30 protein-coding genes and 1 tRNA gene are annotated in these 25,869 nt (G+C 66.7%); 12 read left to right on the top strand and 19 right to left on the bottom strand.

Translation table 11 applies throughout. The features are described from left to right. Window positions 1-11: 11 nt before the first annotated feature. From RT655_RS05615 to RT655_RS05590, 6 genes are all read right to left on the bottom strand, one after another. Entirely contained in the window at window positions 12-236 is a 225-nt protein-coding gene (locus tag RT655_RS05615; RefSeq protein ID WP_313535417.1) for a hypothetical protein, read from the bottom strand. After that, a complete protein-coding gene (locus RT655_RS05610) occupies window positions 233-604 on the bottom strand; it encodes a plasmid mobilization protein (protein ID WP_313535416.1) in 372 nt (123 codons plus the stop codon). Before RT655_RS05610 ends, RT655_RS05615 begins: the two co-directional genes overlap by 4 nt. A gap of 226 nt (window positions 605-830) precedes the next feature. Beyond that, window positions 831-2,756, bottom strand: coding sequence for a 1-deoxy-D-xylulose-5-phosphate synthase (gene dxs, locus RT655_RS05605; RefSeq protein ID WP_313535415.1), 1,926 nt, complete (start codon window positions 2,754-2,756; stop codon window positions 831-833). A 51-nt stretch (window positions 2,757-2,807) separates the two neighbouring features. After that, window positions 2,808-3,266, bottom strand: a complete 459-nt coding sequence (locus RT655_RS05600; RefSeq protein ID WP_313535414.1) for a transcriptional repressor — start codon at window positions 3,264-3,266, stop codon at window positions 2,808-2,810. 53 nt (window positions 3,267-3,319) lie between these two features. Continuing rightward, on the bottom strand, window positions 3,320-3,706 hold the full coding sequence (locus tag RT655_RS05595) for a MerC domain-containing protein (protein WP_409530242.1): 387 nt from the start codon (window positions 3,704-3,706) through the stop codon (window positions 3,320-3,322). Between the two features lie 304 nt (window positions 3,707-4,010). Next, a complete protein-coding gene (locus RT655_RS05590) occupies window positions 4,011-4,733 on the bottom strand; it encodes an alpha/beta hydrolase (protein ID WP_313535412.1) in 723 nt (240 codons plus the stop codon). 135 nt (window positions 4,734-4,868) lie between these two features. Between RT655_RS05590 and RT655_RS05585 the strand changes: the two genes are divergently transcribed. Next, a complete protein-coding gene (locus tag RT655_RS05585; RefSeq protein WP_313535411.1) occupies window positions 4,869-5,612 on the top strand; it encodes a TlyA family RNA methyltransferase in 744 nt (247 codons plus the stop codon). A gap of 859 nt (window positions 5,613-6,471) precedes the next feature. Here the strand turns inward: RT655_RS05585 and RT655_RS05580 are convergent. Further along, window positions 6,472-6,870, bottom strand: coding sequence for a VOC family protein (locus RT655_RS05580; RefSeq protein ID WP_066763442.1), 399 nt, complete (start codon window positions 6,868-6,870; stop codon window positions 6,472-6,474). A 210-nt stretch (window positions 6,871-7,080) separates the two neighbouring features. On the opposite strand from RT655_RS05580, the gene RT655_RS05575 reads away from it, so the two are divergent. From RT655_RS05575 to RT655_RS05550, 6 genes are all read left to right on the top strand, one after another. Next, window positions 7,081-7,218, top strand: a complete 138-nt coding sequence (locus RT655_RS05575; RefSeq protein ID WP_313535410.1) for a hypothetical protein — start codon at window positions 7,081-7,083, stop codon at window positions 7,216-7,218. Window positions 7,219-7,378: 160 nt separating this feature from the next. Further along, window positions 7,379-7,942 (top strand): TspO/MBR family protein, encoded by a 564-nt coding sequence (locus RT655_RS05570; protein WP_313535409.1) that lies wholly within the window; start codon window positions 7,379-7,381, stop codon window positions 7,940-7,942. 16 nt (window positions 7,943-7,958) lie between these two features. Next, window positions 7,959-8,219 (top strand): accessory factor UbiK family protein, encoded by a 261-nt coding sequence (locus RT655_RS05565; RefSeq protein ID WP_313535407.1) that lies wholly within the window; start codon window positions 7,959-7,961, stop codon window positions 8,217-8,219. A 112-nt stretch (window positions 8,220-8,331) separates the two neighbouring features. After that, the gene (locus tag RT655_RS05560) at window positions 8,332-8,841 is read left to right on the top strand and encodes a YbjN domain-containing protein (protein WP_010544228.1); all 510 of its coding nucleotides are present in this window, start codon (window positions 8,332-8,334) and stop codon (window positions 8,839-8,841) included. 1 nt (window position 8,842) lies between these two features. Continuing rightward, window positions 8,843-9,649 (top strand): pyrroline-5-carboxylate reductase, encoded by an 807-nt coding sequence (proC, locus tag RT655_RS05555; protein ID WP_313535406.1) that lies wholly within the window; start codon window positions 8,843-8,845, stop codon window positions 9,647-9,649. 72 nt (window positions 9,650-9,721) lie between these two features. Beyond that, a complete protein-coding gene (locus tag RT655_RS05550) occupies window positions 9,722-10,333 on the top strand; it encodes a hemerythrin domain-containing protein (RefSeq protein ID WP_313535405.1) in 612 nt (203 codons plus the stop codon). Between the two features lie 25 nt (window positions 10,334-10,358). On the opposite strand, the gene RT655_RS05545 is transcribed toward RT655_RS05550, so the two are convergent. Next, window positions 10,359-10,844 carry a helix-turn-helix domain-containing protein gene (locus RT655_RS05545; RefSeq protein ID WP_313535404.1) on the bottom strand — a complete coding sequence of 162 codons (486 nt, stop codon included), beginning with the start codon at window positions 10,842-10,844 and terminating at the stop codon, window positions 10,359-10,361. A gap of 69 nt (window positions 10,845-10,913) precedes the next feature. On the opposite strand from RT655_RS05545, the gene RT655_RS05540 reads away from it, so the two are divergent. Both RT655_RS05540 and RT655_RS05535 read left to right on the top strand, forming a co-directional pair. Then, window positions 10,914-12,011: a branched-chain amino acid aminotransferase gene (locus RT655_RS05540; RefSeq protein WP_313535403.1), complete on the top strand. Its 1,098-nt coding sequence runs from the start codon at window positions 10,914-10,916 to the stop codon at window positions 12,009-12,011. Window positions 12,012-12,034: 23 nt separating this feature from the next. Then, window positions 12,035-12,109, top strand: a tRNA-Gln gene (locus tag RT655_RS05535). 55 nt (window positions 12,110-12,164) lie between these two features. On the opposite strand, the gene RT655_RS05530 is transcribed toward RT655_RS05535, so the two are convergent. The 9 genes from RT655_RS05530 to RT655_RS05490 are packed head-to-tail and all read right to left on the bottom strand — an operon-like array spanning window position 12,165 to window position 20,826. After that, window positions 12,165-13,838 carry a GMC family oxidoreductase gene (locus RT655_RS05530; protein ID WP_313535402.1) on the bottom strand — a complete coding sequence of 558 codons (1,674 nt, stop codon included), beginning with the start codon at window positions 13,836-13,838 and terminating at the stop codon, window positions 12,165-12,167. 32 nt (window positions 13,839-13,870) lie between these two features. After that, window positions 13,871-14,716, bottom strand: coding sequence for a sugar phosphate isomerase/epimerase (locus RT655_RS05525; RefSeq protein WP_313535401.1), 846 nt, complete (start codon window positions 14,714-14,716; stop codon window positions 13,871-13,873). Further along, window positions 14,713-15,276: a gluconate 2-dehydrogenase subunit 3 family protein gene (locus RT655_RS05520; RefSeq protein ID WP_313535400.1), complete on the bottom strand. Its 564-nt coding sequence runs from the start codon at window positions 15,274-15,276 to the stop codon at window positions 14,713-14,715. Before RT655_RS05520 ends, RT655_RS05525 begins: the two co-directional genes overlap by 4 nt. Continuing rightward, window positions 15,273-16,103 carry a DUF1080 domain-containing protein gene (locus RT655_RS05515; RefSeq protein WP_313535399.1) on the bottom strand — a complete coding sequence of 277 codons (831 nt, stop codon included), beginning with the start codon at window positions 16,101-16,103 and terminating at the stop codon, window positions 15,273-15,275. The genes RT655_RS05520 and RT655_RS05515 overlap by 4 nt, the downstream gene beginning before the upstream one ends. Before the next feature lie 14 nt (window positions 16,104-16,117). Beyond that, window positions 16,118-17,020, bottom strand: coding sequence for a TIM barrel protein (locus tag RT655_RS05510; RefSeq protein ID WP_313535398.1), 903 nt, complete (start codon window positions 17,018-17,020; stop codon window positions 16,118-16,120). Beyond that, window positions 17,017-17,379 carry a c-type cytochrome gene (locus RT655_RS05505; protein WP_313535397.1) on the bottom strand — a complete coding sequence of 121 codons (363 nt, stop codon included), beginning with the start codon at window positions 17,377-17,379 and terminating at the stop codon, window positions 17,017-17,019. Before RT655_RS05505 ends, RT655_RS05510 begins: the two co-directional genes overlap by 4 nt. Further along, window positions 17,376-18,521, bottom strand: coding sequence for a Gfo/Idh/MocA family oxidoreductase (locus RT655_RS05500; RefSeq protein WP_313535396.1), 1,146 nt, complete (start codon window positions 18,519-18,521; stop codon window positions 17,376-17,378). Before RT655_RS05500 ends, RT655_RS05505 begins: the two co-directional genes overlap by 4 nt. After that, complete coding sequence (locus tag RT655_RS05495) at window positions 18,518-19,582, bottom strand: sugar phosphate isomerase/epimerase (protein WP_313535395.1); 1,065 nt, start codon at window positions 19,580-19,582, stop codon at window positions 18,518-18,520. The genes RT655_RS05500 and RT655_RS05495 overlap by 4 nt, the downstream gene beginning before the upstream one ends. Then, window positions 19,579-20,826 carry an MFS transporter gene (locus RT655_RS05490; RefSeq protein WP_313535394.1) on the bottom strand — a complete coding sequence of 416 codons (1,248 nt, stop codon included), beginning with the start codon at window positions 20,824-20,826 and terminating at the stop codon, window positions 19,579-19,581. Before RT655_RS05490 ends, RT655_RS05495 begins: the two co-directional genes overlap by 4 nt. Window positions 20,827-20,953: 127 nt before the next feature. On the opposite strand from RT655_RS05490, the gene RT655_RS05485 reads away from it, so the two are divergent. The 3 genes from RT655_RS05485 (at window position 20,954) to RT655_RS05475 (ending at window position 24,790) form a co-directional block, all read left to right on the top strand. Next, on the top strand, window positions 20,954-21,961 hold the full coding sequence (locus RT655_RS05485; protein WP_313535393.1) for a LacI family DNA-binding transcriptional regulator: 1,008 nt from the start codon (window positions 20,954-20,956) through the stop codon (window positions 21,959-21,961). A 67-nt stretch (window positions 21,962-22,028) separates the two neighbouring features. Beyond that, window positions 22,029-22,955, top strand: coding sequence for a VOC family protein (locus RT655_RS05480; RefSeq protein WP_313535392.1), 927 nt, complete (start codon window positions 22,029-22,031; stop codon window positions 22,953-22,955). A 377-nt stretch (window positions 22,956-23,332) separates the two neighbouring features. Further along, a complete protein-coding gene (locus tag RT655_RS05475; protein ID WP_313535391.1) occupies window positions 23,333-24,790 on the top strand; it encodes a carbohydrate porin in 1,458 nt (485 codons plus the stop codon). A 119-nt stretch (window positions 24,791-24,909) separates the two neighbouring features. Here the strand turns inward: RT655_RS05475 and RT655_RS05470 are convergent, their stop codons facing one another. Together RT655_RS05470 and RT655_RS05465 are read right to left on the bottom strand one after the other, a co-directional pair. Then, window positions 24,910-25,395 carry an SRPBCC domain-containing protein gene (locus RT655_RS05470; RefSeq protein ID WP_313535390.1) on the bottom strand — a complete coding sequence of 162 codons (486 nt, stop codon included), beginning with the start codon at window positions 25,393-25,395 and terminating at the stop codon, window positions 24,910-24,912. Further along, window positions 25,376-25,738, bottom strand: a complete 363-nt coding sequence (locus RT655_RS05465; protein WP_313535389.1) for a metalloregulator ArsR/SmtB family transcription factor — start codon at window positions 25,736-25,738, stop codon at window positions 25,376-25,378. The genes RT655_RS05470 and RT655_RS05465 overlap by 20 nt, the downstream gene beginning before the upstream one ends. Window positions 25,739-25,869: the final 131 nt, after the last annotated feature.

The raw sequence follows: 25,869 nt of genomic DNA, 5'->3' as shown, positions 1-25,869 counted from the left end.
GGAAGCGGGTGCTAGCTGCCGGCTTGTGGACTTTCGGGAAGTGCAGGCGGTGCCGGCGGTGGTGCGCTCTGGCGCTTCATCGCGATGTCGATCAGCGTCTCCAGGCGGATCACCCGCTCGCGCGTCTCGATCGAGTGGCGGCGCGCTTCCTCGGCGGTGGTCAGCGCCTGCTCGACCTTGTGCTGGAGCAGCGCGACCTGCTGCAGGGCGCGCAGCGCATCGGTCCAGAAGCTCATTGGCGTGCCCAGCCGGAGAGGGCGGTGGACAGCGCATCCCAGTCGATCGAGGAATCGGCCAGCAGCTGTTCGCGGACCTGGGTGCGATAGGCATCCTCGTCGAACGCGGTGGCGGCGGTGCGCGCGGTTTCGAGCTGCGCGAAGGCCGCGTCCGTGCGGGCATTGGCCTGTTCGAGCTGGGCGAGCAGGTCGCGCATCAGCGCCATCTCGGCATCGGTGGGTTCGGTGTAGCGTTCGGCGGCGGTGCGCATGAAGTCGCTCACCGTCATGTCCGCCGCTTCCGCATTGGCGGAAATGCGTCGTTTTTCCTCCGGCGATACCAGCACGACGACACGGCTGGAGCGAGTCTGGGGAAGCTGGGTGGCCATGTGCATGTACATGGCATGTGCATGTTGGAGATTCAAGGTGGGGGAGGTTCTCCGATCCTCCCCGGTACGGGGAGGGGGGCCGCCGCCGAAGGCGGTGGTGGAGGGGCCGCCGCGGCACGCGGCGGTGTGCCCACGCTAACAGCGTTCCGCGCCTTGCGGCGCGGCCCCTCCACCATGGTGCTGGCGCACATGGTCCCCCTCCCCGTGCCGGGGAGGGGCTAGATGGTTACGCCCGTACGCCGTCGGCCAGCTCGGCCTCGTTGTAGCGGAGTGCCTTCAGCACCGTGTCGACGATGTTCGCAGCGTTCAGGCCTGCTTCGTCATACTGCTTCTCGGGCTTGTCCTGGTCCTGGAACACGTCCGGCAGGCGCATGGTGCGCAGCTTGAGGCCGGCATCGATCAGGCCGGTGTCGCTGGCAAGCGTCAGCACATGCGCGCCGAGGCCGCCGATCGACCCTTCCTCGATCGTCACAGCCACTTCGTGGGTGGTGAGCAGACGACGGATCAAATCTTCGTCGAGCGGCTTGGCGAAGCGCAGATCGGCGACGGTGGTCGAAAGCCCCTTGGCTTCCAGCGTGTCCGCGGCCTTGAGCGCTTCGGCGAGACGGGTGCCGAGCGACAGGATCGCTACCTTCTTCCCTTCGCGGACCACGCGGCCCTTGCCGATCTCGAGCCGTTCCGGAACCTTGGGCAGCGTCAGTCCGATGCCGTTGCCGCGCGGATAGCGCAGCGCGATCGGGCCGCTGTCGTGCATCGCCGCCGTGTGGGTCATGTGGACGAGCTCGACCTCGTCCGCCGCCGCCATCACCACGAAATTGGGCAGGCTGGCGAGATAGGTCACGTCGAAGCTGCCGGCATGGGTCGCGCCGTCGGCGCCGACCAGGCCCGCGCGGTCGATCGCGAAGCGCACCGGGAGGTTCTGGATCGCGACGTCGTGCACCACCTGGTCATAGGCGCGCTGCAGGAAGGTCGAGTAGATCGCGCAGAACGGCCGCATCCCCTGCGCGGCGAGCCCCGCGGCGAAGGTGACGGCGTGCTGCTCGGCAATGCCCACGTCGAAGGTGCGATCCGGGAACGTCGCCTGGAACTTGTCGAGCCCGGTGCCCGAGGGCATGGCCGCGGTGATCGCGCAGACCGTCGCATCGCGCTCCGCCTCGGCGAGCAGCGCGTCGGCGAAGACCTTGGTGTAAGCGGGCGGTCCCGGCGGCGCCTTGTCCTGCGCGCCGGTGATCACGTCGAACTTCTGAACGCCGTGATATTTATCCGCCGCCGCTTCGGCCGGGGCATAGCCCTTGCCCTTCTTGGTGACGACATGGATCAGGATCGGGCCCTGCTCGCTGTCGCGGACATTCTCCAGCACCGGGATCAGATGCTCGAGATTATGGCCGTCGATCGGGCCGACATAGTAGAAGCCCAGTTCCTCGAACAGCGTGCCGCCGGTCGCCATGCCGCGAGCGAATTCCTCCGCCTTGCCGGCAGCAGCCGTGAGGCGGCGCGACAGCTTGCGGGTGAAGCGCTTGGCCAGCTCGCGCAGGCCGAGATATTCGGACGAGGAGATCAACCGCGCCAGATAGGCCGAAAGCCCGCCCACCGGCGGCGCGATCGACATGTCGTTGTCGTTGAGGATCACCACCAGCCGGTTGCCGGCCGCCTCGGCGTTGTTCATCGCCTCATAGGCCATGCCCGCGCTCATCGCGCCGTCGCCGATCACCGCGATCGCCTTGCCCGGCGCCTCGTTGATCTTGTTGGCGATCGCGAAGCCGAGTGCGGCCGAGATCGAGGTTGAGGAGTGCGCGGCGCCGAACGGGTCGTACTCGCTCTCGCTGCGCTTGGTGAAGCCGGAGAGGCCGCCGCCCTGGCGGATCGTGCGGATGCGGTCGCGTCGGCCCGTGAGGATCTTGTGCGGATAGCATTGGTGCCCGACGTCCCAGATCAGCCGGTCGTCGGGGGTGTTGAACACATAGTGGATCGCCACCGTCAGCTCGACGACGCCGAGGCCGGAGCCGAGATGTCCGCCGGTGGATCCCACCGCACTGATGGTTTCGGCGCGAAGCTCGTCGGCCAGCTGGCGAAGCTGGGCGGGTGCGAGCTTCCGGAGGTCCTGCGGCGTGTCGACCGTGTCGAGCAGCGGCGTCTTGGGTAGGTCAGCCATGGGGTTTGTTAGCGCAACGTTACACTCAAGTCGAACGGTCTGTTCGGCGGCTCAGTCGCACTTGCCGCACTTGCCGCGCACCTCGATCACCGGGCGGACCGGGGAAAAACCGGCGTGCCGTGCGGCGGACCGTACGTTCTTCGTGATCGAATCGTCGTCGATATGCGTGGTCTGGCCGCAGCTGTCACAGACCAGGAAAATGCAGTCGTGCAGGCATTCGGGGTGCGCATTGGCGACATAGGCATTCGCGCTTTCCACCCGGCGTGCCAGATTGGAACCGACGAACAGATCGAGGATGCGGTAGACGCTGTTGGCGGCGACGCGGCGGCCTTCGGTCTTGGATACCGCTTCGGCGATGTCGTAGGCGGAGGCGGGCTTTTCGAACCCCGCCAGCGCCTCGAACACGCGCTCGCGCATCGCCGTCCATTGCTCGCCGGCCTCTTCCAGCCGGGTGCGAGCCGCCTTGGTGAGATCGGCCCCCTGGTGCTCGTGATGATGATGCGCGGACATGCAAGTGATCTAGGCGTTGCTGCCCGTTCCGGCAAGCAGCGGCGGGTCTGCGCTCAATAGGTCGCGCGGCGGTTGAGGTCGTGCCCGAGCGCGACCAGCGACACACCGACCAGCGTCCAGAAGGTCTCGAACCCGCCATGCGGCAGGCTCAGTGCGCCACCCATGATGCCCAGCCCGAACGCGCCCACGGCGGCGGGGGCCATATAGCCGTGGTGCACGATGCCACGGCCCAGCGCGTAGATGCCGAAGCCGATCGCCAGCACCAGGCCATATTCATGGATATGCGGGTTTAGCAGGCCGCCCGCGGTCGACACGATCGTCAGCAGCACGGTCGTCGCGATGCAATGAATCAGGCACAAGCCGCTGATCCCGATCGCGATACGATCGAAGGCGCCATCCAGGCCCGCCCACCAGCGGGCCAGAGGAGTACTCAGCGACATGGGCGCCATATAGACCCGTGGTCTCGGCGGTACAATATATCATGGCGCAATTTCGTGGTTGATCCGGCAGCAGTTGCCGAAATGCTCTGTCACGCGCGGACGCACAACCGAAGCTCGCGCTAGGGATGTACCGGCTATGGAACAAGATCGATCGCAATGTTGCAATGCAAGCGTGACCCATTGCGAAACCATGTGACAATTTCGTGAAGTACAGGCCGCCGCCGCAAGGGTAGGCCGGGTGCCGCTCTAGGGTACGTCACCCGGCCATTCCCATAGCGTCTACTATAGATCGTCCTCCCTGCGTTTACCAGTGTGCTTGCGCCGATTTAGCCGCCTTTTGTGCGGTGCTGGCCGCGTGGCCTCCAAGATAATGTGCCTGGGCCGCGTCGGTGGCGTTGATTGCCAGCAGCGAGCGCGCCTCGGCGGTGGTCCGCACCGATCCGCTGCGCTCGGCGGCAGTGTCGAGCAGGCGGTCGAGCAGCGCCTGGCCTTCTTCCCACCAGCCGATGCCGCTGGCGGCATTGAGGTGGCCCTGCGGCCCCGCGTCGACGAACAGGCTGCCCCAGCCGCGGGCGAGATCCTCGGACCGCTCGATCGACATCCACGGATCGTCGCTGCTCGCCACTACCACACTGGGAAAGGGGAGCAGGGTTGCCGGCGTCGGGCGGAAGGCATGGAGTTCCGTCGGTGCCGAGTCGCGGTCGACATCCGCGGGCGCCACCAGCAGCGCGCCGGCGACCGGCGTGCCGAAGGTCTGCCCGGCGAGCGTCGCCCACCAGGCGACCGCCAGACAGCCCAGGCTGTGCGCGGCGAGCACCACCGGTGCCTGCGCCTGCCGGATCGCCTGGTCGAGCTTGGTCACCCAGGCATTGCGATGCGGCGTATCCCACATGCCGAGCTCGACTCGGTGAGTGTCGGGGCGGGATTGCTCCCACAGCGTCTGCCAGTGCGACGGCCCGGAGCCGCCGAGGCCGGGGACGGTGAGGATGATCGGCGAGCGATCATCGATCGGCGAAAAGATCGTCATTGCGTTCCTCTCCTTGTGTCCTGGGAGGCACTGGCCGGACTTCTTCTATAATCCCCACTGGATTAGTGGGCAATAAGCTGTGCGCCGAATGGAGGAGCGGTTGCGCCGGGGCGTTGGCCGCGCCTAAAGGGCGGCATGGCAAAGCTTCGCGCCGATCAACTGCTCGTCGACCGCGGGCTCGCCGAGAGCCGCACGCGGGCGCAGGCGCTCATCATGGCGGGGCTCGCCTTCACCGGCGAGCGCAAGATCGAGAAGGCGGGCCAGATGCTCGCCGAGGACGCGGCGCTGGAAGTGCGCGGCCGCGACCACCCCTGGGTGTCGCGCGGCGGCATCAAGCTGGCCCATGCGCTGGAGCATTTCGGCTGGGACGTGACCGGCGCGGTGGCAATCGACGTCGGCTCCTCGACCGGCGGATTCACCGACGTGCTGCTGACCAACGGCGCGGCGCGCGTCTATGCAGTGGACAGCGGCACCAACCAGCTCGCCTGGAAGCTGCGCCAGGACGCGCGCGTTGTGGTCCACGAGCAGACCAGCGCGCGCATCCTGACGCCCGCGCACATCCCCGAGCCGATCGACCTGGTGGTGTGCGACGCGAGCTTCATCGGACTGGCCAAGGTGCTGGACGTGCCGCTGGGCTTCACCCGCCCCGGCGCGCGGCTGGCGGCGCTGATCAAGCCGCAGTTCGAAGCGGGGCGCGAGGAAGTCGGCAAGGGCGGGGTGGTCCGCGATCCTGCGGTGCACGAGCGGGTCTGCGCCGAGGTGGCGGCCTGGCTGAAAGGCAAGGGCTGGCAGGTGCTGGGCGTGACGCGCAGCCCGATCACCGGGCCCGAAGGCAATGTCGAGTTCCTGATCGGGGCGGTGCGGCCCGACGGCGGATAAGGCTGAACTCGCCGGTCCGGTCTCGTGCCGTCCGACCTTTCTAGGGCCGTGGGGGAACCGCGGCGCCGGGCGTTGGCCGCCGATCGAAGTTTAGGAAGTTTAGGCACGCGCGCGTTTTCGGCGGGCCTGCGGGGAACGCGAAGTTTAGGGGCGCGCGAAGTTTAGGAAGTTTAGGCTCGTGCCAATTCCGCGCGGGGCGCCCGGCAACAGGCCGACCCCGCGAAGCGCGTCGCTCCCGAGGCGGGAGGAGGGGACCGGACGGGATCAAAGAGCGGGCGCCCGAAGGGGTACTTCCGGTACATATAGGGAACATGAATCCTGGCGCAAGATGGCGGCCGCCGCGCTCGATGGCGCTAGCGAAGATCGCCGTGACGGCCGGAATTGGTGGTTAGCGGCCGTTCCCGCATGCGGTCCTTGCACGCTTGATTCGCTTCATATTCCGTCGAAGACCAAGAGTCATGATCCACCGCGAAACAGCTCCGGCGCCTAAGAGAAAGCCACAAAGCAAGGTGACGCGGTTCCAAGACGAAATAACGCCTTTCAGAAATTCATTCGCGTAACCGGCGTAGGTGCAGGCGGCCATGAACACCCCGCCCGCAACAGCCAACATGAGTTTAGTTCCCGAGATCATCGCCCGCAAAATATCTGGCCGGGCCAATGTCCGCAACTGGGCGAAAGCGGACGTGGGTACCGGCTCGCTACATGCGGGTATTATCGGTACGCTGCGTGGCAGAAAAACGTGGACGCGGCGGAGGGTATCTCCGCCGGTCCCATATCCGCTTCTAGGGGAAAGCGGACTTTCGCAGGATCGCATAATCGGGGGCCGCTTCTGATCAGAAGCGAACCCCGGTCGGATGGATCATGCAGGAAAATGAATTCCACACAATTTGTTGCCGTCGGGGTCACGAAAATAGGCCAGTTCGATGGTGCCCATCGAGGCCGTTTCGCGCGGTCCGGGCGGAGCTTCGATCGATGTCCCGCCAGCGGCAACGGCGGTATCGTGAAGCTGCTTTACCTGTTCGGGCGAGTCGCAGGAAAAAGCGACCGTGCTTCCGTTGGCAACGCTCGCCGGTTCGTCGTTGATGGGCTGGCTGACGATGAAGTTGGTTCCGTTGCCGTTATTGTAGATCAGACGTGTATGGCCGCTGTCGGCGATATTCCGCGTCCCTTCCCCTGCACCCAAGATGCCGAGTACCGTATCGTAGAAGCGCTTGGAGCGTTCAATGTCGTTCGATCCGACCATGGTGTGAAAAAGCACAGACACTCTCCTGAAGGCTGATCGAATTCCGATCGCTATTAGCAGTCTCACATAACCTGCGCGTGTACCGCGGTCACCCCGGCCCGTGGAATGTCCGTTATTGGGGCGATAGAGGACATCGCAGCGCTGCGAGCGCTAAAAAAATAAGGCGGGGTTCGGGCGCCATCGCTGCACGTTCATGCGTTCCAACATGGCAAGGCAAGGAAACCCATGAACCCGACACTCATTCCCGGCAACGAGCCCGACCCCGGTGATATGTCCACCGAGCCAGGCCCGGAAACCCGAAACCACAACCCGGCGGAAGATCTTCCGGACGAGGATGCGGGGGCGCTTGGCGACTTCGCTTAGCGCACACGCAAGAGAGCGGTTTGGGTCCCTTCCGCGCGATGGTCGCCGGAATGGCCGAATATGGGCGGATGCAGCCGGCATGGGCCGGCGGGTCCTTTGCACCGCCGTTGGGATCGCTTAGGCGTGGGGCGAACGAGGGATCGCAGAGGGGAAACGGCACGTGAACGCACTGGCATCGAAGGCGCAACTGCGGCGTGGCTTCTGGCGGCGCGCGCTGGTGACGGTGCCGATCGTGGTGCTGCTCGGCTTCGGATCGGCGATGGTCGCGCCCGCGGGTGATCAGAACCCCTGGTTCACCGCGCTCGCCAAGCCGGCGATCCAGCCGCCCAACATCGCCTTCCCCGTCGTCTGGACGATCCTCTACGTATTAATGGGCCTGGCGCTCGCGCTGGTGCTCAGTGCGCGGGGCGCGCGCGGGCGAATGGCGGCGGTCGTGCTGTTCGTCCTCCAGCTCGCGGTGAACCTCGCCTGGTCGCCGATCTTCTTCCGCTTCCACCTGCTCGATCTCGCGCTGATCGTGATCGTGGCGCTGGCGGTGCTCGTCGCGGTGACGATGGTCGCCTTCTGGCGCATCCGCACGCTCGCCGGGCTGATGCTGCTGCCCTATCTGGCCTGGGTGTGTTTCGCGAGCGTGCTGTTTTCGCAGGTCCGCGATCTGAATCCGGATGCGGAAAAGATTGCGTCGGCGGCGCCGAACGCCCACATCCCGCTCGAAACGCTTTGAGTGGGGTTTTTTTGACATGCAGACCGACAACCGCCTGTTCGACGATCTGGTGAAGATGGTGAACGGCGCCGCCGGCACCTTCGCCGGCGTGGCCCGCGAAGCCGAATCCGGCGCCCGCGAGCGCGCCCGCGAGTGGATCGGCGGGCTCGATTTCGTCAGCCGCGACGAGTTCGAAGCGGTAAAGGCGATGGCAGCCGCCGCGCGCGACGAGGCCGATGCGCTGAAGGCGCGCCTCGATGCGCTCGAGGCGAAGCTGAACACGCAAGGGAATGCGTGACGCTGGCTGAGCCTTTCTTGTCCACAGTTTTGAGCAACGGGGCGCAGGCGCAAGCTTGTGCCCCGTCCGCGCGCTTGGCACTAGCGGGCATGGCTACACGACCGAGGGCTGAATGGGCATGCTAGACGAAGCGGAATTCGACCGCGACGCCGCCGCGCCCATCGACATGCTCGAAACCTACTTCGCCGCGCATGGCTGGACCCATGAGCGCGAGGACGACGAGATCGTCGCCAAGGTCAAGGGCAGCTGGACCCAGTACGAACTCCGCGCGATCTGGCGCGAGGACGACGGCGTGCTTCAATTCATGGGCTTCCCCGACGTGCGCGTCCCCGAGGAGCGGCGCGGGCTGGTCTATGAAACGATCGGGCTGGTCAACGAGCAGCTGTGGATCGGCCATTTCGAGCTCTGGTCGTCGACCGGCATCCTGCTGTTCCGCCACGCCGCGCTGATCGACGGCGACGAGGGCGCATCGCTGACGCTCGCCCAGGCCGAGCTGCTGGTGGAAAGCGCGATCGACGAGTGCGAGCGCTTCTACCCCGTCTTTCAGTTCGTCCTGTGGGGCGGCAAGACGCCGAGCGAGGCGATCGCCGCGGCGCTGATCGAGACCCAGGGCGAGGCCTGACATGACGGCGCTGCTCGATCGCATCTGGCTGGTCGGTGCCGGCAATATGGGTGGGGCGATGCTCCGCCGCTGGGCAGGGGCGGGGATCGACGCGTCCGCGATCACCGTCATCGATCCGGGCAACCCGTCCGTTCCGGAGGGCGTGCGGCATGTGACCGTGCCGCCCGAGGGCGAGCGCCCGACCGCGCTGGTGCTGGCGGTGAAGCCGCAGCAGCTTCACGCTGTCGCGCCGGTGCTTGCGCCATTCGTGGCGGGCGTGCCGCTGCTCGTTTCGATCCTGGCGGGGGTGGAAGTCGCCACACTCGCGGAGGCGCTGGGCGCGCAGACCGTCGTCCGCGCGATGCCCAATTTGCCGGTGGCGATCGGCAAGGGTGTCGTCGGCCTCACCACGCCGAGCGACGATGCCGTGGCGCGCGCTGCCGCCGAGACGCTGATGCAGCCGCTCGGGCTTGTCGAATGGGTACCGAGCGAGACCATGCTCGATGCGCTGACCGCGCTTGCCGGTTGCGGCCCGGGCTTCGTCTTCCGCTTCGTCGATGCGCTGGCCGAGGCGGGGGCGGCGCTGGGCCTGCCGGGCGATCAGGCGCAGCGGCTTGCGCTCGCCACTGTCGAAGGCTCGGGCCTGATGGCCGCGGCTGCCAGCGAAAGCCCCGCCGTACTGGCCGACCGTGTGGCGAGCCCCGGCGGCTCGACCCGCGAGGGGCTGAACGTGCTCGATCGCGACGATGCGCTGAAGACCCTGTTGCGCGAGACGCTCGCCGCCTCCGCGCGCCGCAATGCCGAGATGGCCGCCGAGGCGCGCAAATAGCGCGCTACGCTACGGAACGCCTGCTATTCCTGATGGTTAACCTCCCGATCCCACGTATCGACGGAGGCTATCATGGCTACGACGACCGAATCGAAGCGTAACACCAAGACCAACGCGAACAACACCGCCAAGACCAGCAACGGTTCCAGCCTGGGCGTGATCGCCGGGGCGGCGGCCGGCGGCGCGGCGCTTGGGCTGCTCGCGATGCTCGGCCGCAAGGCGGCGGTGCAGGCGCCGAGCGCGCTTGCCGGCAATTGGGACGATGCGCTCAAGGCCGAGCACAAGGCAGTGCTCAAGGTGTTCGACACGCTCGAAGCCACCGACGACAAGGCGACGATCCGCCGCAACATGCTCCTCGCGCACATCAAGCATGCGCTGGTGAAGCATGCGATCGAGGAAGAGAATGTCATCTACCCGGCGCTCCGCGAAGCGGGCAAGACCGAGCAGGCCGACGAGCTCAACGCCGAGCATGGCTATGTGAAGCAGTTCCTCTACGAGCTCGAGAACATGCCGAGCACCTCGCCCAAGTGGCTCGAGAAGGTGAAGGAATTCCGCGCGGCGCTGGAAAAGCACATTCGCGAGGAAGAGGACACGCTGTTCCCCGAACTCCGTGCCCAGCTGAGCGAGGAAAAGAACAAGGCACTTACCCTTGCGATGAACAAGGAAGGCTTCAAGGTCGCCTGAACCAGGCGGCGGCGCGCGGGCGCGCTCAGCGTCCCAGCGTCGCCACCCGGCCGCGCTCGTCCTCGGGCATGAGCCCTTCGAGCACGGCCCAGAATCCCCCGACGGCTCCCTGGCCGGCGCTTGAATAGGCGCCGGCCATTTTTTCGCGCAACGCCTCGAATAATTCGGATTCCAGCTTCGTGCCGGCCGCGGTGAGCCGCAGCAGCCGCTGCCGCCGGTCGCGCGTGCCCGCGCGCGTCTCGACCAGCCCGCGCTCGGCCAGCTCGCCCAGCACGCGGCCCAGCGACTGTTTGGTGATCGCCAGCAGCGAGAGCAATTCGCTCACCGTCAGGTCCGGCTTGCGGGCGATGAAATAGAGCGCGCGGTGGTGCGCCCGGCCCAGCCCCTGGCGCGCCAGCCCGTCGTCGATCGAGCGGGTGAGGTGCGAATAGCCGAAATAAAGCAGCTCGATCCCGCGCCGGATTTCGGGTTCGCGCAGGAAGAGGGGAGAGGCAGGAATTGGGGCAGCCATGTTGACCGTTTCTGCCACCGCGCCTAGTCCTGCGCAACCCGAGGCTCTGGGGACGAGAAAGACCGAGTGATGCAAGACGCGATGATCCTGGATTTCGAATTCGAAGCCCACACCAACCCGCGCAGCGGCGACGAGCGCGCGACGATCCTCGCGAACCCCGGTTTCGGCAAGGTATTCACCGATCACATGGCGGTGATCCGCTACTCGGCAGACAAGGGCTGGCACGATGCGCGCATCCAGCCCTATGCGCCGCTCCAGATCGATCCGGCCTGCGCGGTGCTCCATTATGCGCAGGAGATATTCGAGGGCCTCAAGGCCTATCGCCTGCCCGATGGCGGGGCGGGGCTGTTCCGCCCGGCCGAGAATGCCCGCCGCTTCCGCGAATCGGCCGAGCGCATGGCGATGACGCCGCTGCCCGAGGATCTGTTCCTTTCGTCGATCCGCGCGCTGGTGAAAGCCGATCGCGACTGGATCCCGGAAGGCGAGGGCGCCTCGCTGTATCTCCGCCCCTTCATGTTCGCGAGCGAGACCTTCCTCGGCGTGAAGCCGGCAAGCGAATATCTGTACCTCGTCATCGCGTCGCCGGCGGGGGCCTATTTCAAGGGCGGCGCGCCGTCGGTCACGCTGTGGGTGTCCGATCACTACACCCGCGCGGCGCCGGGCGGCACCGGTGCGGCCAAGTGCGGCGGCAACTATGCCGGCAGCCTGGTCGCCCAGGCCGAGGCGATCCGCCAGGGCTGCGACCAGGTGGTATTCCTCGATGCGGTCGAGAACCGCTATGTCGAGGAGCTGGGCGGCATGAACGTGTTCTTCGTCTTCGACGACGGCAGCATCGCCACCCCGCCGCTCTCGGGCACGATCCTGCCGGGCATCACGCGCGAGTCGCTGATCACGCTGGCGCGCGGTGCGGGCGTCGAGGTGCGCGAGGAGCGCTACACGATCGACCAGTGGCGCCAGGACGCCAAGAGCGGCCGCCTGCGCGAGGCCTTCGCCTGCGGCACCGCCGCGGTGGTGACGCCGATCGGCGCGGTGCGCGGGTCGGGCTTCGACTTCCAGATCGGCAATGGCGGCCCGGGTCTGCTCACCGAGCGCTTGCGCGAGCAGCTGGTGGGAATCCAGCGCGGGGTGGCGCCGGATCCGCATGGGTGGCTTGAACGTCTGTTCTGAGGCTCTATAAGCCCGCTTCCCGGTGGGGCGTCGCCAAGTGGTAAGGCAACGGTTTTTGGTACCGTCATTCGGAGGTTCGAATCCTCCCGCCCCAGCCAGGTTTTCAAAATTCTGATGCGAAGTGAGCGCGCCCCAAGGGCGCGCTCCCTCGGTTTAGCCCCGCAGCTGCTTCACCGCGTGGTCCGCGGCGCGCATCGTCAGCGCCATGAAGGTCAGCGACGGGTTGACGCAGGAGGCCGAGGCCATCTGGGCGCCGTCGGTGACGTAGAGGTTGGGCGCATCGTGCGCCTGGCTGAAGCCGTTTAGCACCGAATTACGCGGATCGGTGCCCATGCGCGCGCCGCCCATTTCGTGGATGGCGTCGCCGGGGACATGCTCGCCCTCGTTGCTCGTCACGTTCTGCAGACCGGCAGCGCGCAGCATCGCCTCGCCCTGCACCTTGGCGTCGGCGATCAGCTTCAGTTCGTTCTCGCGGAAGGTCACGTCGAAGCGCATCAGCGGCACCCCGAAACGATCGACCTTGCTGGGGTGCAGCGAGACATGGTTGTCCTTGTAGGGCAGGCATTCGCCGAACGCGCCCATGCTGAACCGCCAGGGGCCGTAGCGACGCATGCCGTGCTTCATCTCGGCACCGAAGCCCACCGGGCCCGCGGGCTGGCGCCAAGCGCTGCCCTGATAGCCATAGCCGCGCTTGAAGCCCACGCCTTCCTCGCCGCCGACGTTGCGGAAGCGGGGGATGTAGACGCCGCCCGGGCGCCGGCCATATTCGATCAGGTCGGTCATGCCCGGAATCTCGCCGTCGATGCCGACGCGGAAGATATGGTCCATGACATAGCGGCCCAGCGTGCCGCTGCTGTCGAAATGGCTGCGCTCACTGCCCTGGGCGCGCGAGTTGAGCAGGATCTGGTTCGATCCCATCGCCGAAGCGCAGAGGAAGACGAGGTCGGCATTCACGACCTGCGCCTGGCCGGTCTTGGCATCGACATAGCGCACGCCGGTGACGCGCTTCTTCGCTGCGTCATATTCGAGGTTGGTCACCACCGCGTCCGACTGGAGCGTCAGCTTGCCGGTCGCGCGGGCGGCGGGGAGGGTGACCGCCTGGGTCGAGAAATAGGCGCCGAACGAACAGCCATTGCCGCACTGGTTGCGGAACTGGCACTTGGTGCGGCCCTGGTCGGGCTTGTCCTCGGTCATGTTCGAGAGGCGGGTGTTGATCAGCTTGCGGCCCGGGAACTTGGATTCCAGCCGTTCCTTCAGCCACTTCTCGGCGACGTTCATCGGCATCGGCGGCTGGAAGTTGCTGTCGGGCAGATAGGGCAGGTTCTCGCGCGAGCCCGAGACGCCGATATAATCCTCGACCTTGGCGTACCAGGGCGCGATGTCGTCATAGCCGATCGGCCAGGCGCCATCGACGCCCTCCCGCTTGTTCGCGTCGAAATCCTCGGGCGCCCAGCGGAAGCTCCAGCGGCCCCAGATCAGCGACTTGCCACCCACCGCACCGGGGCGGATCCAGTAGAATTTGCTGCCCTCGTCGAACGCATAGGGGTTCATGCGATCGTTATTGTAGAAGCCCATGTTGCTGGGCTGCACATAGCCGCGCTTGGCGATGAAATAATCGCGCTCCTGCAGCGGCTTGGGCATAATGTTGTGCGCGGGCACCTCATAGGCGGGCTTGCCGTCATACGGATAGCCTTCGCCATGCTCGACCATGCGGCCGCGGTCGAGCATCAGGACGCGGAGGCCCTTTTGCGTCAGTTCCTTGGCGGCAAAGCCGCCGCTAACGCCCGAGCCGATGACGATCGCATCGAACCTGTTGGTTGCAGCCATGTTCGTTTCCCTCTCCCAGGGCGTGTTGTTGGTTAGAAGCGCAGCGCTTGCAGCGTCTTGAAGCTGGTAGTGATGTCCGGAAGATAGGGCGCGGGCGCCTCGTCATTCTCGACATAGAAATGGTGCACGCCCGCACTGGACGGGCGTTTGAACAGCGCCGCGAAGTCGATCGTGCCGGTACCGACCGCGGCCATGCTGCCATCGGCGCGCATGTCCTTGACGTGGTAGGAATAGAGCCGCTTGTTGAGCCGGTCGATCAGCCCGCCCAGGTCCTGGCCGGCGCGCTTGGCCCAATAGAGGTCGAGTTCCACCTTCACCATCGCGGGATCGGTCGCCTTGAGGAACCGGTCGTAGAGGCTGACCCCGCCGGGCTTGTTGGTGAACTCGAAGTCGTGATTGTGATAGGCGAAGTCGAAGCCTGCCTTTTTAAGGTCGCGGGCGAACTTGTTGAAGTTCGGCAGCGCCGCGTTCCAGCCGGCCTCGGTGCGATGCTCGTCGGTCATGTAGGGCAGGATTACCGTCTTGGCGCCGAGCGTGCGCGCCATCGCTACCGACTTGTCGAACTGGCCGAGCAGCGCGTCATAGCCGATGTGGAGCGACGGGCAGCGCAGGCCGGCCTGATCCATGGTCCGGCGGAGCATCGCCGGGTCCATGCTGTCATAGCCGCCACCGCCGAACTCGATCTCGCGATAGCCGATCTTCGCGATCGCCTGGAGCGTGCCGACCGGGTCCTTTTGGAAGATCTCGCGCACAGTGTAAAGCTGGATGCCCACCGCGGGGATCTGCGCCGCGAAGGCCTGCGGGATCAGGCGATCCATCAGTGCGAGGGCGGTGACGCCGCCCGCACCGGCGAGCAGGGTACGACGGGTGATCATCATGCGCTGTACACCTTGTTGACCTGAGAATAGGGGAAGGCGCCGTTATATTCGCCCGGCACCGGCAGATATTCGCGTTCCTGGGTGATGCCGATCTCCGAGGTGTAATAGCCCGTGATCACCAACTGGCGGAACGCCTCGAAGAAGGTCTTGCCACCTGCGATCTGGCCGTTCATCGCCAGCGTGAGCAGCGCGTCCTGCTGCGCCGGCGTCGACTTGGCGGCCGAGACCTTGTAGTCCTGCTGCGAACGCGCCTCGATCGCATCGAGCCCGGCGACGATCGGCATGCGGTCGTCCGGCATCGCCCAGTCGGCGAGCAGCTTCTCGATGAAGGCGGGAACGCCCGCGGCGATCGCGCCCGGCGTGTCGGTGGTGGGGATCACCCGCTCGCTCAGCGCGGTCATCAGCGCGCGCTGGGCGGGGTTGAACACGGCAACGCTGGGCGGTCCCTCCGGGATCAGCTGCGTCGCAGTCATCTGCGCGGCGCGGGCGATGGGGGCGAACACACCCGCCCCGAACATGGCGAGCACGCCGGTGAGCGCGGCGCGACGGTCGATGTTCATTTGCGGTCTCCCGGAAGGTCCTGCGCGATCGCCGCTTCGGGCAGCGGGCGCACCCAGATGTTGCGGAACGACACCGGCGAGTCATGGTCCTGCAGCTGGATCGGCAGGGCATCGGCGTGCGCGGTATATTCGGCGACATGGCGCCAGTTGGTGGTGCCGAGCATGGCTTGGTGGTTCTGCACCAGCACGCCGTTGAGGAAGGCGGTGATATAGGCCGGGCGCAGCAGCTTGCCGTCGGCGGCGAAACGGGGGCGCTCGAACACCACGTCATAGCTCTGCCATTCGCCGGGCTTGCGCGACGGGTTCACCAGCGGCGGCTTCCAGCCATAGACGCCGCCTACCGTGCCATCGGCATAGGTGGGGTTCTGATAGCCGTCGAGGATCTGGATCTCGTAGCGCTGCATGAACCAGATGCCGCTATTGCCGCGATCCTGCGAGCTCTTGGTCGGCGGATTGGGCGAGCGGAACTCGAGGTGGAGCTGCACGTCGCCGAAGCTCTGCTTGGAGACCAGCGCATTCTCGCCGCCGCTGCTCGCACGCGTCGGTACGGTGAGGATGCCGTTCGCCACCGGCCACAGCTTGCGCTGCGCGGTCCAGGCATCGAGCGAGCGGCCGTCGAACAGCACGATAGCATCCGAGGGCGCGCCGCCGGGCTGCGCCGCGGGGGTGACCACGCTGGGGTAGGGGCGGTCCGAGTCATGGACGTGCCAGTTCCCGCCGCCCGGCAGGATCGGGGTGTCCTTGAACCCCGGCTTTTCCTGTGCCGCAGCGGGCGTCGCGGCTAGTGCCGCCAGACCCGCGAGCAGCACGCTTGTGCGTCTCGACATGCTTCTCTCTCCCCTCAGACGGCGTCGATCGTGCGATAAGCGGCGATCAGCCGCTCCTCGCCCGCGCGCCCTTTAACCGAATTGCCATGTTCCATGCCGATCGTTCCGGCATATTTCCGCTCGCGCAGCCAGCGGACGATGTTCGTGAAATTGATTTCGCCGGTTCCCGGCTCGTTGCGTCCGGGATTGTCGCCGAACTGGATATAGCCGATCTCGCTCCAGCAGGTGTCGAGCACCGGGATCAGGTTCCCGGACTGGATCTGCTCGTGATACAGGTCGGCGAGGATCTTCACCCCCGGGCTGTTCGCCCCGCGCGCAACCGCATAGCCCTGCGCGATGCTCTGCATGTAGACGCCCGGATGGTTGGTGCGGGTGTTGAGCGGCTCCATCACCAGCGCCATCCCGTGCGGTGCGACGAGGTCGCCGGCGCGGCGCATCAGGTCGATCACCCGCGCGGTCTGGATGTCGAGCGGCACCTTGGGATCGAGGAAGCCGGTGACCACCGTCATCCGCGTGGCATTCAGCCGCTTGGCGACGTCGATCGCGGCGCGAATGTCCGCCAGGAACGCCTCGCGCTCGCCGCCGTCGTTCGCGCCCAGGATCGGCCGAGACTGCCCCCATTTGGGCATCGAGGCGACGAACACGCCCATCGTCATGCCGCGGCTGGACAGCGCCTTGGCCATCGCCACCTGCTCGTCGACGGTGCGGCCGGCCGCCTCATTGTCCTCCCAGGCGGTGAAGCCCTGGTCGGCGGCGAAGGCGATCTGCTCCAGCCGGTTGCCGCGGCTGGCGAAGCTGCCCTCGTGCGGCGCAAAATGAAGCGAGAACCGCGCCGCATTCGACTGGCCGCGCGCCGAGGATGCCACCAGGGGCATCGCCGTCGCGCCGGCCAATACGGTGCGGCGCGTCACGCTCATTTGCCGCTCATCGCCTTCAGATAGGCGATGATCTGCTGGCGCTTGGCCGGATCGGCCATGCCGATCGGCATGCGGGTGCCCGGCACCTTCTTCATCGGCGCGGCAATGAACTGGTCGAGCGTCGCCGGATCCCAGGTCAGCTTCGAATTCTTGAGCGCGGTCGAATAGTTGAAGCCGGGCGCCGAAGCCGCCGGGCGACCGACCACGCCGTTGAGGTTCGGGCCGACGCCGTTCTTGCCGCCCTTCTCGACGGTGTGGCACGCCTTGCACGCGGCAAAGGCGGGCGGGGCGGTCTGCGCCCAGGCGGGCGCGCTCGCCGTCAGCGCCGCGGTTGCGGCAAGGCCAATCCAGAACTTCATGTACGCTCTCCGGTTACGATCTCGGTCCATTTGGTGTCGGCCTTCGCATTGGCGATCATCGCCTCGACAAAGGCCATCGTCCGCAATCCGTCCGCGACGCCCGGCACCTGTGCCGAATCGCCGCGAACAATGCGTGCGAACCCACGATAAAGGTTTGCAAACGCTTCGATATACCCTTCCGGATGTCCGGCAGGTGTACGGAGCAGGGGCGTGGTGCTCTCGCCCAGGCCCGGTCCGCCGGCGCGGAGAACCTCCGTGGGGCGATCGAGCCAGCGCAGGGTGAGCGTGTTCGGCTCCATCTGCGCCCATTCCAGCCCGCCGCGCTTGCCATGGATGCGCAGGCGCAGCCCGTTTTCCTCACCGGCGGCGACCTGGGTGGCCTTGAGCGTGCCGCGCGCGCCGCCCTCGAAGCGGAGCAGCGCGCTGACATCGTCGTCCAGGCGCCGGCCGGGGACATGGGTCGCCAGTTCGGCCGACAGCGTCTCGACGCGCAAGCCAGAGACCAGTTCGGCCAAGTGGAAGGCGTGGGTGCCGATGTCGCCGAGGCAGCCGCCGAGACCGGCACGCGCCGGATCGGTGCGCCACTCGGCCTGCTTGTTGCCTTCGGTGTCGAGCGATCCGCTCAGCCAGCCCTGGATATATTCCACCTGCACCAGCCGGATCGCACCGAAGTCGCCGCGGGCGACGCGGGCGCGCGCCTCCTCGACCAGCGGATAGCCGCTATAGGTGAAGGCGAGCGCGAACTGCTTGCCGCTGTCTCGCGCGGCGGCGGCGATGGCGCGGGCCTCGTCGCTGTTCATCGCCATCGGCTTTTCGCAGAAGACGTGGAAGCCGGCGTTCAGCGCGGCGATCGCGACGGGTGCGTGGAGGTGGTTCGGGGTGACGATCGCGACCGCGTCGATGCGCTCGTTCTCCGACAGCGCCGCTTCGCCCGCGAGCAGCGCCTCATAGGTCGCGTAGACGCGCGCCGGATCGAGCCCCAGCAGGTCACCGGTGCGGGCGTTCTTGCCGGCATCGGTGCTGAAGGCGCCGGCGGTAAGCCGCCAGTCGCCGTCGAGCGCCGCCGCCATGCGGTGCACGGCGCCGATGAACGCGCCTTCGCCGCCGCCGACCATGCCGAGTTTCAGCGGATGCCGGATCATGCGTCGCCGCGCTCCAGACCAAGCAGATTGCGGATCGCCGCCTTGTCGACGCCGCTCGAGGCGAAGTCGTCGAACGCGCGCTCGGTGACGCGGATGATATGGTCGCGGATGAACGGCGCGCCTTCGCGGGCGCCGTCCTCGCTGTTCTTCAGCGCGCATTCCCACTCGATCACGGCCCAGCCGCGATAGCCGTACTGGGCGAGCTTGCTGAAGATGCCGACAAAATCGACCTGGCCGTCGCCGGTCGAGCGGAAGCGACCGGCGCGGTTCACCCAGCTTTCATAGCCGCCATAGACGCCGCTGCGCCCGGTCGGGTTGAACTCGGCGTCCTTCACGTGGAAGCACGAAATCCGGTCGTGATAGCGATCGATGAAGTCGAGATAGTCGAGCTGCTGCAGCACATAGTGCGACGGATCGAACAGGATGCGCGCGCGGGGATGGTGGTTCACCGCCTCCAGGAAGCGCTCCCAGCTGGCGCCGTCATGGATGTCCTCGCCGGGGTGAATCTCGAAGGCGCAGTCGACGCCGGATTCCTCGAACACGTCGAGGATCGGCAGCCAGCGCCGGGCGAGTTCGGCGAAGGCCTCCTCGACGAGGCCCGCGGGGCGCTGCGGCCAGGGATAGACATAGGGCCAGGCGAGCGCGCCCGAGAAGGTGGCATGCGCCTTCAGCCCCAGCCGGCCACTGGCGCGGGCGGCGAGCTTGACCTGCTCGACCGCCCAGGCCTGACGCTCGGCGGGCTTGCCGTGCAGCTCGGCCGGCGCGAAGCCGTCGAACAGCGTGTCATAGGCCGGATGCACGGCGACGAGCTGGCCCTGCAGGTGGGTCGAAAGCTCGGTCGGCTGGATGCCGAACTTGTCGAGCCGCGCGCGGAGATCGTCGCAATAGCTCTGACTTTCGGCGGCCCGTTTGAGGTCGATCAGCCGCGGATCGCACGGGATCTGCACGCCGGCATAGCCGAGGCCCGCGGCCCATTCCGCCATATGATCGAGCGTATCGAACGGCGCGGTGTCGCCGAGAAACTGGGCGAGGAAGATGCCCGGGCCCTGCATCGCGGTCATGCCTGCACCTCGTTACGGTTGTTCTTGAAGGTGAACTGGAAGAGCAGCGCGATCACCGCGGCGGCGATCGCCGGATACCACCAGAGATGGTGCCAGTCGGCCACGGTCGCGTTGGCCGGCAGCTGCGCATAGAGCAGGCCGCCGATCTGCGAACCGAGCAGCATGCCCACGCCGTAGGTGAACAGCGTCAGCATGCCCTGCGCCTGGGCGTTGACGCCCTTGGGGGTCGCGATAGTGCCGGTGTAGATGGCGCCGGCGACGAAGAAGAAGTCGTAGCACACGCCGTGCAGCGCGACACCGAGATAGATCGCCCAGATCCCCGCGCCGCCGTCGCCGATTGCGAACAGCGCGTAGCGCAGCGCCCAGGCGACCATGCCGACGAGCAGCAGCGGCTTCACCCCGAAGCGGCGATAGAGGAACGGCATCGAGAACATGAAGACGAGTTCGGACATCTGCCCGATCGCCAGCGTGCCGCCGACATTCTCGATCCCCGCCGCGCCGACATAGGGCGAGGCATAGGCATAATACATCGCCAGCGGGATGGAGATCAGCGTCGCGCAGAGGATGAAGATCAGGAAGGAGCGGTTGCGCATCAGCCCGAAGGCTTCGGTGCAGAACACCTCGGCGACCAGGCTCTTGCCCTGCGGCGCATCGGGCTGAACATTGGGCAGAGTGATGCTGTACAGGCCCAGCGCGAGCGACACGACCCCCGCCACTTCGAAGATGTGCGGGCTGGCGGAGAGGCCGGCCCAGCCGATGATCAGCCCCGCGACGATCCAGCCGAGCGTGCCGAAGGCGCGGACGAAGGGGAAGCGATCGACGCGCTCGCCGAAGCTCTTGAGCGCGATCGTGTTCGCCAGGCCCACGGTCGGCATGTAGAGGATCATGTAGCCGAGCAGCAGCCAGACGAAGCTGGCGCCATGCTCGGGGGTGAGCAGCCTGGGCAGGACGAAGAGCAGCACGCCGCCGATCAGGTGGAGCACCACCATCAGCATCTTGGGGCTGAGGAACCGCGCCGCCGCCATACCGAGCAGGAAGGAGCCGACGATCGAGGCGATCGGCCCGACCGAGAACGCATTGGCGATCAGGCTGCCGACGCCCACGGTCTGCATTACCAGACCGAGCGTGACATTCCATGCACCCCAGACGAAGAACTGCATGAACATCAAGGCACTGAGCCGCCCCGTGAGGACGCCCGATACCGGCTGCGTGCTGTTCATGGTGATCCCGTCGACAGCGGCCATGCGCTTCCTCTCCCCCGATGCGGCTTGGCCGCTGTTCGAATCACAGCCTATGCAGAGCCGGATACGATGTAAAGGATTACATTGGCGGGGCTCGACACGGCGCGTCGCACGCTACAAAGATATCTGCATGGCCACGATTATCGACGTCGCCGCGGCTGCTGGCGTTTCCACCGCCACGGTGTCGCGCGTGCTCAGCCAGCCGGGGCGGGTGGCGGAGGCGACGCGGGTGCGGGTACTGGAGGTGGTCGAGGCGCTCGACTATCGGCCCAATGTCGCCGCGCGAACGCTGCGCACGCTGCGCGCCGCCAAAATCTTGCTGACCGTGCCGGATATTTCCAACCCCTTCTTCGCCAGCGTCATCCGCGGCGCCGAGGAAGCGGCGCGCGATGCGGGCTATGCGGTGGTGCTGGGCGACACCCGGCACGATCCGGAGGTCGAGGACCAATATGCCGAGATGCTGTCGCGCCGCGAGGTCGATGGGCTGGTGTTTCTCGGCCACCGGCTGCCCGCCAGCCTCGAGGCGTTGGTCGCGCGGGAGGGGGCCTCGTCCCCGATCGTCAACGGCTGCGAGTACAGCCCGGAAATCGGCGTGCCGAGCGTGCATATCGACAATGCCGCCGGCAGCGCCGATGCGATCGAGCATCTGGTCGCGCTCGGCCACCGCGACATCGGCATCATCACCGGGCCGCCGATCAGTCCGATCAGCCGCGACCGCTTGGCGGGCGTGCTGCGCGCGTCCGATCGACATGGGCTCAAGGACCGGATGCAGCTCCGCGAGGGCGATTACGGCGCCGACTCCGCGCACCGGGCCGCCCGCGCGCTGCTCGCGGAAGGAGTCACCGCGCTATTCTGTTTCAGCGACGAGATGGCGCTGGGGGCGATCAGCGCGGTGGGAGCCGCGGGGCTGTCCTGCCCCGGCGACGTCTCGGTGATCGGCTTCGACGACTTGCCGCTCGCGCGCTTCTTCCATCCGGCGCTGACCACCATCGCCCAGCCCAAGGGGATGATCGGTCGTCGCGCGGTGGAGCTTCTGGTCGGCATCCTGCGCGGCACGGAGCCGCCCGAGCGGCAGCTGACGCTCGCCCATGAGCTGATCCGTCGCGCCAGCACGGGGCCTGCGCCGAACCCCCGGTGACACGCCGCATGCGCGTGCTATGCTGCTGGAAAGGCGATCGAAAGCATCGTCTGCCGGGAGAGACACGATGCCGATGTTCCGCAAGATTGCCGCGCTCGGGCTGATCGCCGCGTCGATGATCGGCGCCGCACCGCCGGAGGCCGGGCGGCCGCCGATCACCGGCATCTCGCATCTCGCCGTCTATGCGACCGACTTGGCAGCGAGCGATCATTTCTACCGGGTGGTGCTCGGCGCGCGGAAGGGCGCCGACCCGGAGGACCCGACGGGCGTCCGCTACTATTTCAGCCCGCGCCAGTTCGTCGAGGTGCTGCCCGCCCCCAAGGATCCTGGCCCGAGCATGCTTGCCCATGTCGGCTACGTCACCGCCGATGCCGACAAGCTGCGCACCTGGCTTACCGCGCGCGGTGTCCGTGACCTGACCCCGGTGCAGCGCGGGCAGGGCGGCGACCAATGGTTCGGCGGGCGCGACCCCGAGGGCAACCAGGTCCAGTTCGTCCAGCCCGGCAGCAGCGCCATCGCGGCGGAGAAGGGCGCGATCAGCGGCCGGATTATCCATGTCGGCCATGCGGTGCACGATCGCGCGAAGGAGGACGGCTTTTACCGCACCTTGCTAGGCTTCCGCCCCTATTGGTTCGGCGCCTTCCACCCAGACAAGGTGGATTGGGTGTCGCAGCAGCTTCCCGATGGTCGCGACTGGCTTGAATATATGATGGTGGGCGAAGGATCGGACGTTACACCCCACAAGGTCGACGCGCGGCAGCTTGGCGTGCTCAACCATCTCTCACTTGGTGTCGTGAACATGCAGGCAGCGGTAACCACGCTGTATCGCGAGAATCGGCTGAGCCCGCGGCATGACGGCCCGCAAATGGGCTTGGATGGCAAGTGGCAGGCAAACTTCTACGATCCTGATGGCACGCGGGTGGAACTGATGGAGTTCAACGCCGCGACCAAGCCGTGCTGCTCGCCGTTCACTGCCCAAGACCCGGAACCCTGAGCCTCTTGGTTGGGGGGCGCGACGTCGGTTCCGCGCAAGGCGCAAATTGCGTGCCGCACACCGTTGCGGGACATGGGGCCGGCTGGAGCGGCGGCAATCGAGGGCGGGCGCGGAGCGCCTGGCCGGCCCTGTGTCGACGTCGCACGCGCCAATTTGCTCGCGCCTCCGCCACGATCCGAACGCCGGAGACGCAATGTCTCCTGCCTTAAAAGCTCCGGCTAAGACGTTGGTATAGGTCTGCAGGTCGAGCCTATGCACGGGCGCAGTGCATGCCCTATGCGGCCCGAACGGCGCGACGCGATGCTAGGATTCGTTACGCCACGCAACCAAATGGCCGCTCGGTTCTTTGGTGCGCCGCGACACGAGAAGGATATGAAATGAAGCGTGGGAGTTGGCGCGCGGGGCGGGGGCCCCTGCTCGCGATCATGGCGTTCGGCTCGGCAATGCCCGCCTTGGCGCAACAAGTGGACGTCGGCGCGCCGCCGCCGCCGGCAGACGAGCTGAACACGCCCAAGCCCGATGCGACGCAGGAGGATGCCGGTTCCGGTCCGCGCGCCGATACCCAACGCCGCGCGCGCAGCCATGCGCTACATCCTCGCGACCCCTCGCCGTCGTCGCTTGCCGGCGACACCCAGAGCTCGCCGCCGCCGGGACTGATCGGCGACTGGCAGGAAATCCGCACCCGCATGGGCGAGCGCGGGATCGGCCTGTCGGCGCGCTATGCGTCGGAGACCGCCTATAATTTCACTGGCGGCGATCGCAATCTGGTGGCCGAGACAGGCCAGTTCGACGTCGGCGCGCTGCTCGATCTCGACAAGCTGGTCGGCTGGAGCGGGGCGGCGCTGCAGGGCACCGTCACCTGGCGGCGCGGCATCGATCTCACCACCACCGCCGGCCTCGGCGCGCTGCAGCAGGTGCAGGAAGTCTATGGCCGCGGGCAGACGGTGCGCGTGACCCAGCTCTGGCTCCAGCAAAAGCTGGGCGACAAGGTGGAAGTGAAGCTGGGGCGCACCAATCCCGGCGAGGATTTCGCCGTCTTCTCCTGCCATTTCCAGAATCTGAGCTTCTGCGGGGCGCAGCCGGGCAATCTCGTCGGCGACTATTGGTACAATTGGCCGGTCAGCCAATGGGGCGCCAACGTCCATGTCGACGTGGCACCAGGCGTCTATGTTCAGGGCGGCGCCTATGAAGTCAACCCGCGCAACCTGGAGAGCACCTTCTTCATCGGCCATTTCAAGGGCGCGACCGGCGTGCTGGTGCCCGCCGAGATCGGTTGGACGCGTGGCGGCGACAAGGGAAATGTCGGTTCGTACAAGCTGGGCGGCTGGGTTTCGACCGCGGACGGCGACGATCTGGTGCTCGACATCAACCGCCAGCCGCGCGCGGTGACGGGGCTTGCGCCGCTCCAGCATTCGAGCCGCTATGGCGTGTTCGCCAGCGTCCAGCAGCAGTTGACCGGAACCTCGAAGGACGGGCGCTCGCTGACCGGCTTCAGCATGTTCGCCAACGTCACCTTCGCCGATCGCGCAACGTCGCTGACCGACAATCAGGTGTCGGTGGGGCTATTCTACAAGGGTCTCGCGCCGAGCCTGCCGGGCGACGTGATCGGGCTCGCGGTCGCGCGGACCAATGTGAACGGGCGGATCGATACGGCGGATCGCCTGGCGGGCAAGCCGGCGCGCGACGCCGAATATGCGGCCGAGCTCTACTACAGCGTCTCGCCGACCGAATGGCTGGTGGTGCAGCCCAACGTCCAGTGGATCCACCAGCCGGGTGGGGTGAAGAACGCCAAGGATGTCGGCGTGCTGGGGTTGAAGTTCGCGCTGACGTTGTGAGCACTTCTTTAAGCCCGTCCCCTTTAGGGGAGGGGTTGGGGTGGGGCAGTGTCTTACCGAGACCGACGGGCGTTCTGGAATCCCTCCACCCCCAACTCCTCCTCCAAGGAGGAGGGAGTTTATTCCGCCAGCACCGCCGCCAGCTGCTCGAACTGCTCGGCGATGCCGCCTTCCATCCCCTCGAAGGCTTCGTCGAGCGACTCCTTCGAGCCGTGGCGGTCATGATAGGTCACCAGCGTCTTGCCGTCGGTCTCCTCGAAGGTGACCGTGGTCAGCGCACCGTCGTCGCTTTCCTCGTTGGTCCAGACGATCTTCTCGTTCGGCACAACCTCGACATAGCGGCCAAAAAAGGCATGCACCGGCCCCTCGTCCTCGCCGAATTCGAGCCGGTAGCTGCCGCCGGTGCGCACCTCCATCTCGCAGGTCCGCAAGCGCACGGGCGCCGAGGCGGGTACCCACCAGCGGCGGAACAGCTCGGCGTCGCTCCAGGCCCGGAAGACAAGGTGGGCGGGGGCGTCGAAGCTTCGCTGGACCACCATGTCCACGTCCGAAGTCCGCTCCACCTTGGTCCGCGACGTCGCGGCGTCATGCATGCTCAGGCCCATCCGACTGCTCCTTGCGTTTGAGTTCCTCTACGATTCCGTCCAGCGCGTCGAACCGCGCATCCCAAAGTTGCTGTATGCCTTCGATCCAGGCGGCCTCGGCCCGCAGGCCCCGGCCGTCCAGCCGGCAGGTCCGCACCCGCCCGACCTTCTCGGTGGTGACAAGCCCTGCCTGTTCCAGCACGCCGATATGCTTCTTCATGCCGGTGAGGGTCATGTCGAACGCATCGGCGAGCGCCGAGACCGAGCTTTCCTGTCGCCCGAGCCGCTCGAGGATGCCACGGCGGGTGGCATCGGAGAGCGCGGCGAACGACACATCCAGCGCGGCGCTGCTATACTGAACCATATGGTTCAGTGTTAAGCTGAGTCGTGGGAAAAGGCAAGGGCGTGCAGCACTCAAGCCCCTTATCCTTGGAGGAGGGGTTGGGGGTGGGGGATTCCAGAACGCAGCTTGGTCTCGGTGAGACACGGCCCCAC

It is taken from the genome of Sphingomonas sp. (assembly GCF_032114135.1).
Classification (GTDB): Bacteria; Pseudomonadota; Alphaproteobacteria; order Sphingomonadales; family Sphingomonadaceae; genus Sphingomonas.
Note: the sequence above shows the minus strand (reverse complement) of the source record. Positions and strands in the feature narration are given on the sequence as shown.

Excerpts from the sequence above, each read along its gene's own strand:
- RT655_RS05515 (WP_313535399.1), bottom strand. The coding sequence starts at position 16,103 with ATGTCGAGACGCACAAGCGTGCTGCTCGCGGGTCTGGCGGCACTAGCC.
- RT655_RS05490 (WP_313535394.1), bottom strand. The coding sequence starts at position 20,826 with ATGGCCGCTGTCGACGGGATCACCATGAACAGCACGCAGCCGGTATCG.
- RT655_RS05585 (WP_313535411.1), top strand. The coding sequence starts at position 4,869 with ATGGCAAAGCTTCGCGCCGATCAACTGCTCGTCGACCGCGGGCTCGCC.
- RT655_RS05595 (WP_409530242.1), bottom strand. The coding sequence starts at position 3,706 with ATGTCGCTGAGTACTCCTCTGGCCCGCTGGTGGGCGGGCCTGGATGGC.
- RT655_RS05560 (WP_010544228.1), top strand. The coding sequence starts at position 8,332 with ATGGGCATGCTAGACGAAGCGGAATTCGACCGCGACGCCGCCGCGCCC.
- RT655_RS05495 (WP_313535395.1), bottom strand. The coding sequence starts at position 19,582 with ATGACCGCGATGCAGGGCCCGGGCATCTTCCTCGCCCAGTTTCTCGGC.
- RT655_RS05525 (WP_313535401.1), bottom strand. The coding sequence starts at position 14,716 with ATGATGATCACCCGTCGTACCCTGCTCGCCGGTGCGGGCGGCGTCACC.
- RT655_RS05470 (WP_313535390.1), bottom strand. The coding sequence starts at position 25,395 with ATGGGCCTGAGCATGCATGACGCCGCGACGTCGCGGACCAAGGTGGAG.
- RT655_RS05510 (WP_313535398.1), bottom strand. The coding sequence starts at position 17,020 with ATGAGCGTGACGCGCCGCACCGTATTGGCCGGCGCGACGGCGATGCCC.
- RT655_RS05540 (WP_313535403.1), top strand. The coding sequence starts at position 10,914 with ATGCAAGACGCGATGATCCTGGATTTCGAATTCGAAGCCCACACCAAC.
- RT655_RS05600 (WP_313535414.1), bottom strand. The coding sequence starts at position 3,266 with ATGTCCGCGCATCATCATCACGAGCACCAGGGGGCCGATCTCACCAAG.
- RT655_RS05520 (WP_313535400.1), bottom strand. The coding sequence starts at position 15,276 with ATGAACATCGACCGTCGCGCCGCGCTCACCGGCGTGCTCGCCATGTTC.
- RT655_RS05500 (WP_313535396.1), bottom strand. The coding sequence starts at position 18,521 with ATGATCCGGCATCCGCTGAAACTCGGCATGGTCGGCGGCGGCGAAGGC.
- RT655_RS05615 (WP_313535417.1), bottom strand. The coding sequence starts at position 236 with ATGAGCTTCTGGACCGATGCGCTGCGCGCCCTGCAGCAGGTCGCGCTG.
- RT655_RS05590 (WP_313535412.1), bottom strand. The coding sequence starts at position 4,733 with ATGACGATCTTTTCGCCGATCGATGATCGCTCGCCGATCATCCTCACC.
- proC (WP_313535406.1), top strand. The coding sequence starts at position 8,843 with ATGACGGCGCTGCTCGATCGCATCTGGCTGGTCGGTGCCGGCAATATG.
- RT655_RS05475 (WP_313535391.1), top strand. The coding sequence starts at position 23,333 with ATGAAGCGTGGGAGTTGGCGCGCGGGGCGGGGGCCCCTGCTCGCGATC.
- RT655_RS05505 (WP_313535397.1), bottom strand. The coding sequence starts at position 17,379 with ATGAAGTTCTGGATTGGCCTTGCCGCAACCGCGGCGCTGACGGCGAGC.
- RT655_RS05485 (WP_313535393.1), top strand. The coding sequence starts at position 20,954 with ATGGCCACGATTATCGACGTCGCCGCGGCTGCTGGCGTTTCCACCGCC.
- RT655_RS05610 (WP_313535416.1), bottom strand. The coding sequence starts at position 604 with ATGGCCACCCAGCTTCCCCAGACTCGCTCCAGCCGTGTCGTCGTGCTG.
- RT655_RS05575 (WP_313535410.1), top strand. The coding sequence starts at position 7,081 with ATGAACCCGACACTCATTCCCGGCAACGAGCCCGACCCCGGTGATATG.
- RT655_RS05545 (WP_313535404.1), bottom strand. The coding sequence starts at position 10,844 with ATGGCTGCCCCAATTCCTGCCTCTCCCCTCTTCCTGCGCGAACCCGAA.
- RT655_RS05530 (WP_313535402.1), bottom strand. The coding sequence starts at position 13,838 with ATGGCTGCAACCAACAGGTTCGATGCGATCGTCATCGGCTCGGGCGTT.
- dxs (WP_313535415.1), bottom strand. The coding sequence starts at position 2,756 with ATGGCTGACCTACCCAAGACGCCGCTGCTCGACACGGTCGACACGCCG.
- RT655_RS05480 (WP_313535392.1), top strand. The coding sequence starts at position 22,029 with ATGCCGATGTTCCGCAAGATTGCCGCGCTCGGGCTGATCGCCGCGTCG.
- RT655_RS05565 (WP_313535407.1), top strand. The coding sequence starts at position 7,959 with ATGCAGACCGACAACCGCCTGTTCGACGATCTGGTGAAGATGGTGAAC.
- RT655_RS05465 (WP_313535389.1), bottom strand. The coding sequence starts at position 25,738 with ATGGTTCAGTATAGCAGCGCCGCGCTGGATGTGTCGTTCGCCGCGCTC.
- RT655_RS05550 (WP_313535405.1), top strand. The coding sequence starts at position 9,722 with ATGGCTACGACGACCGAATCGAAGCGTAACACCAAGACCAACGCGAAC.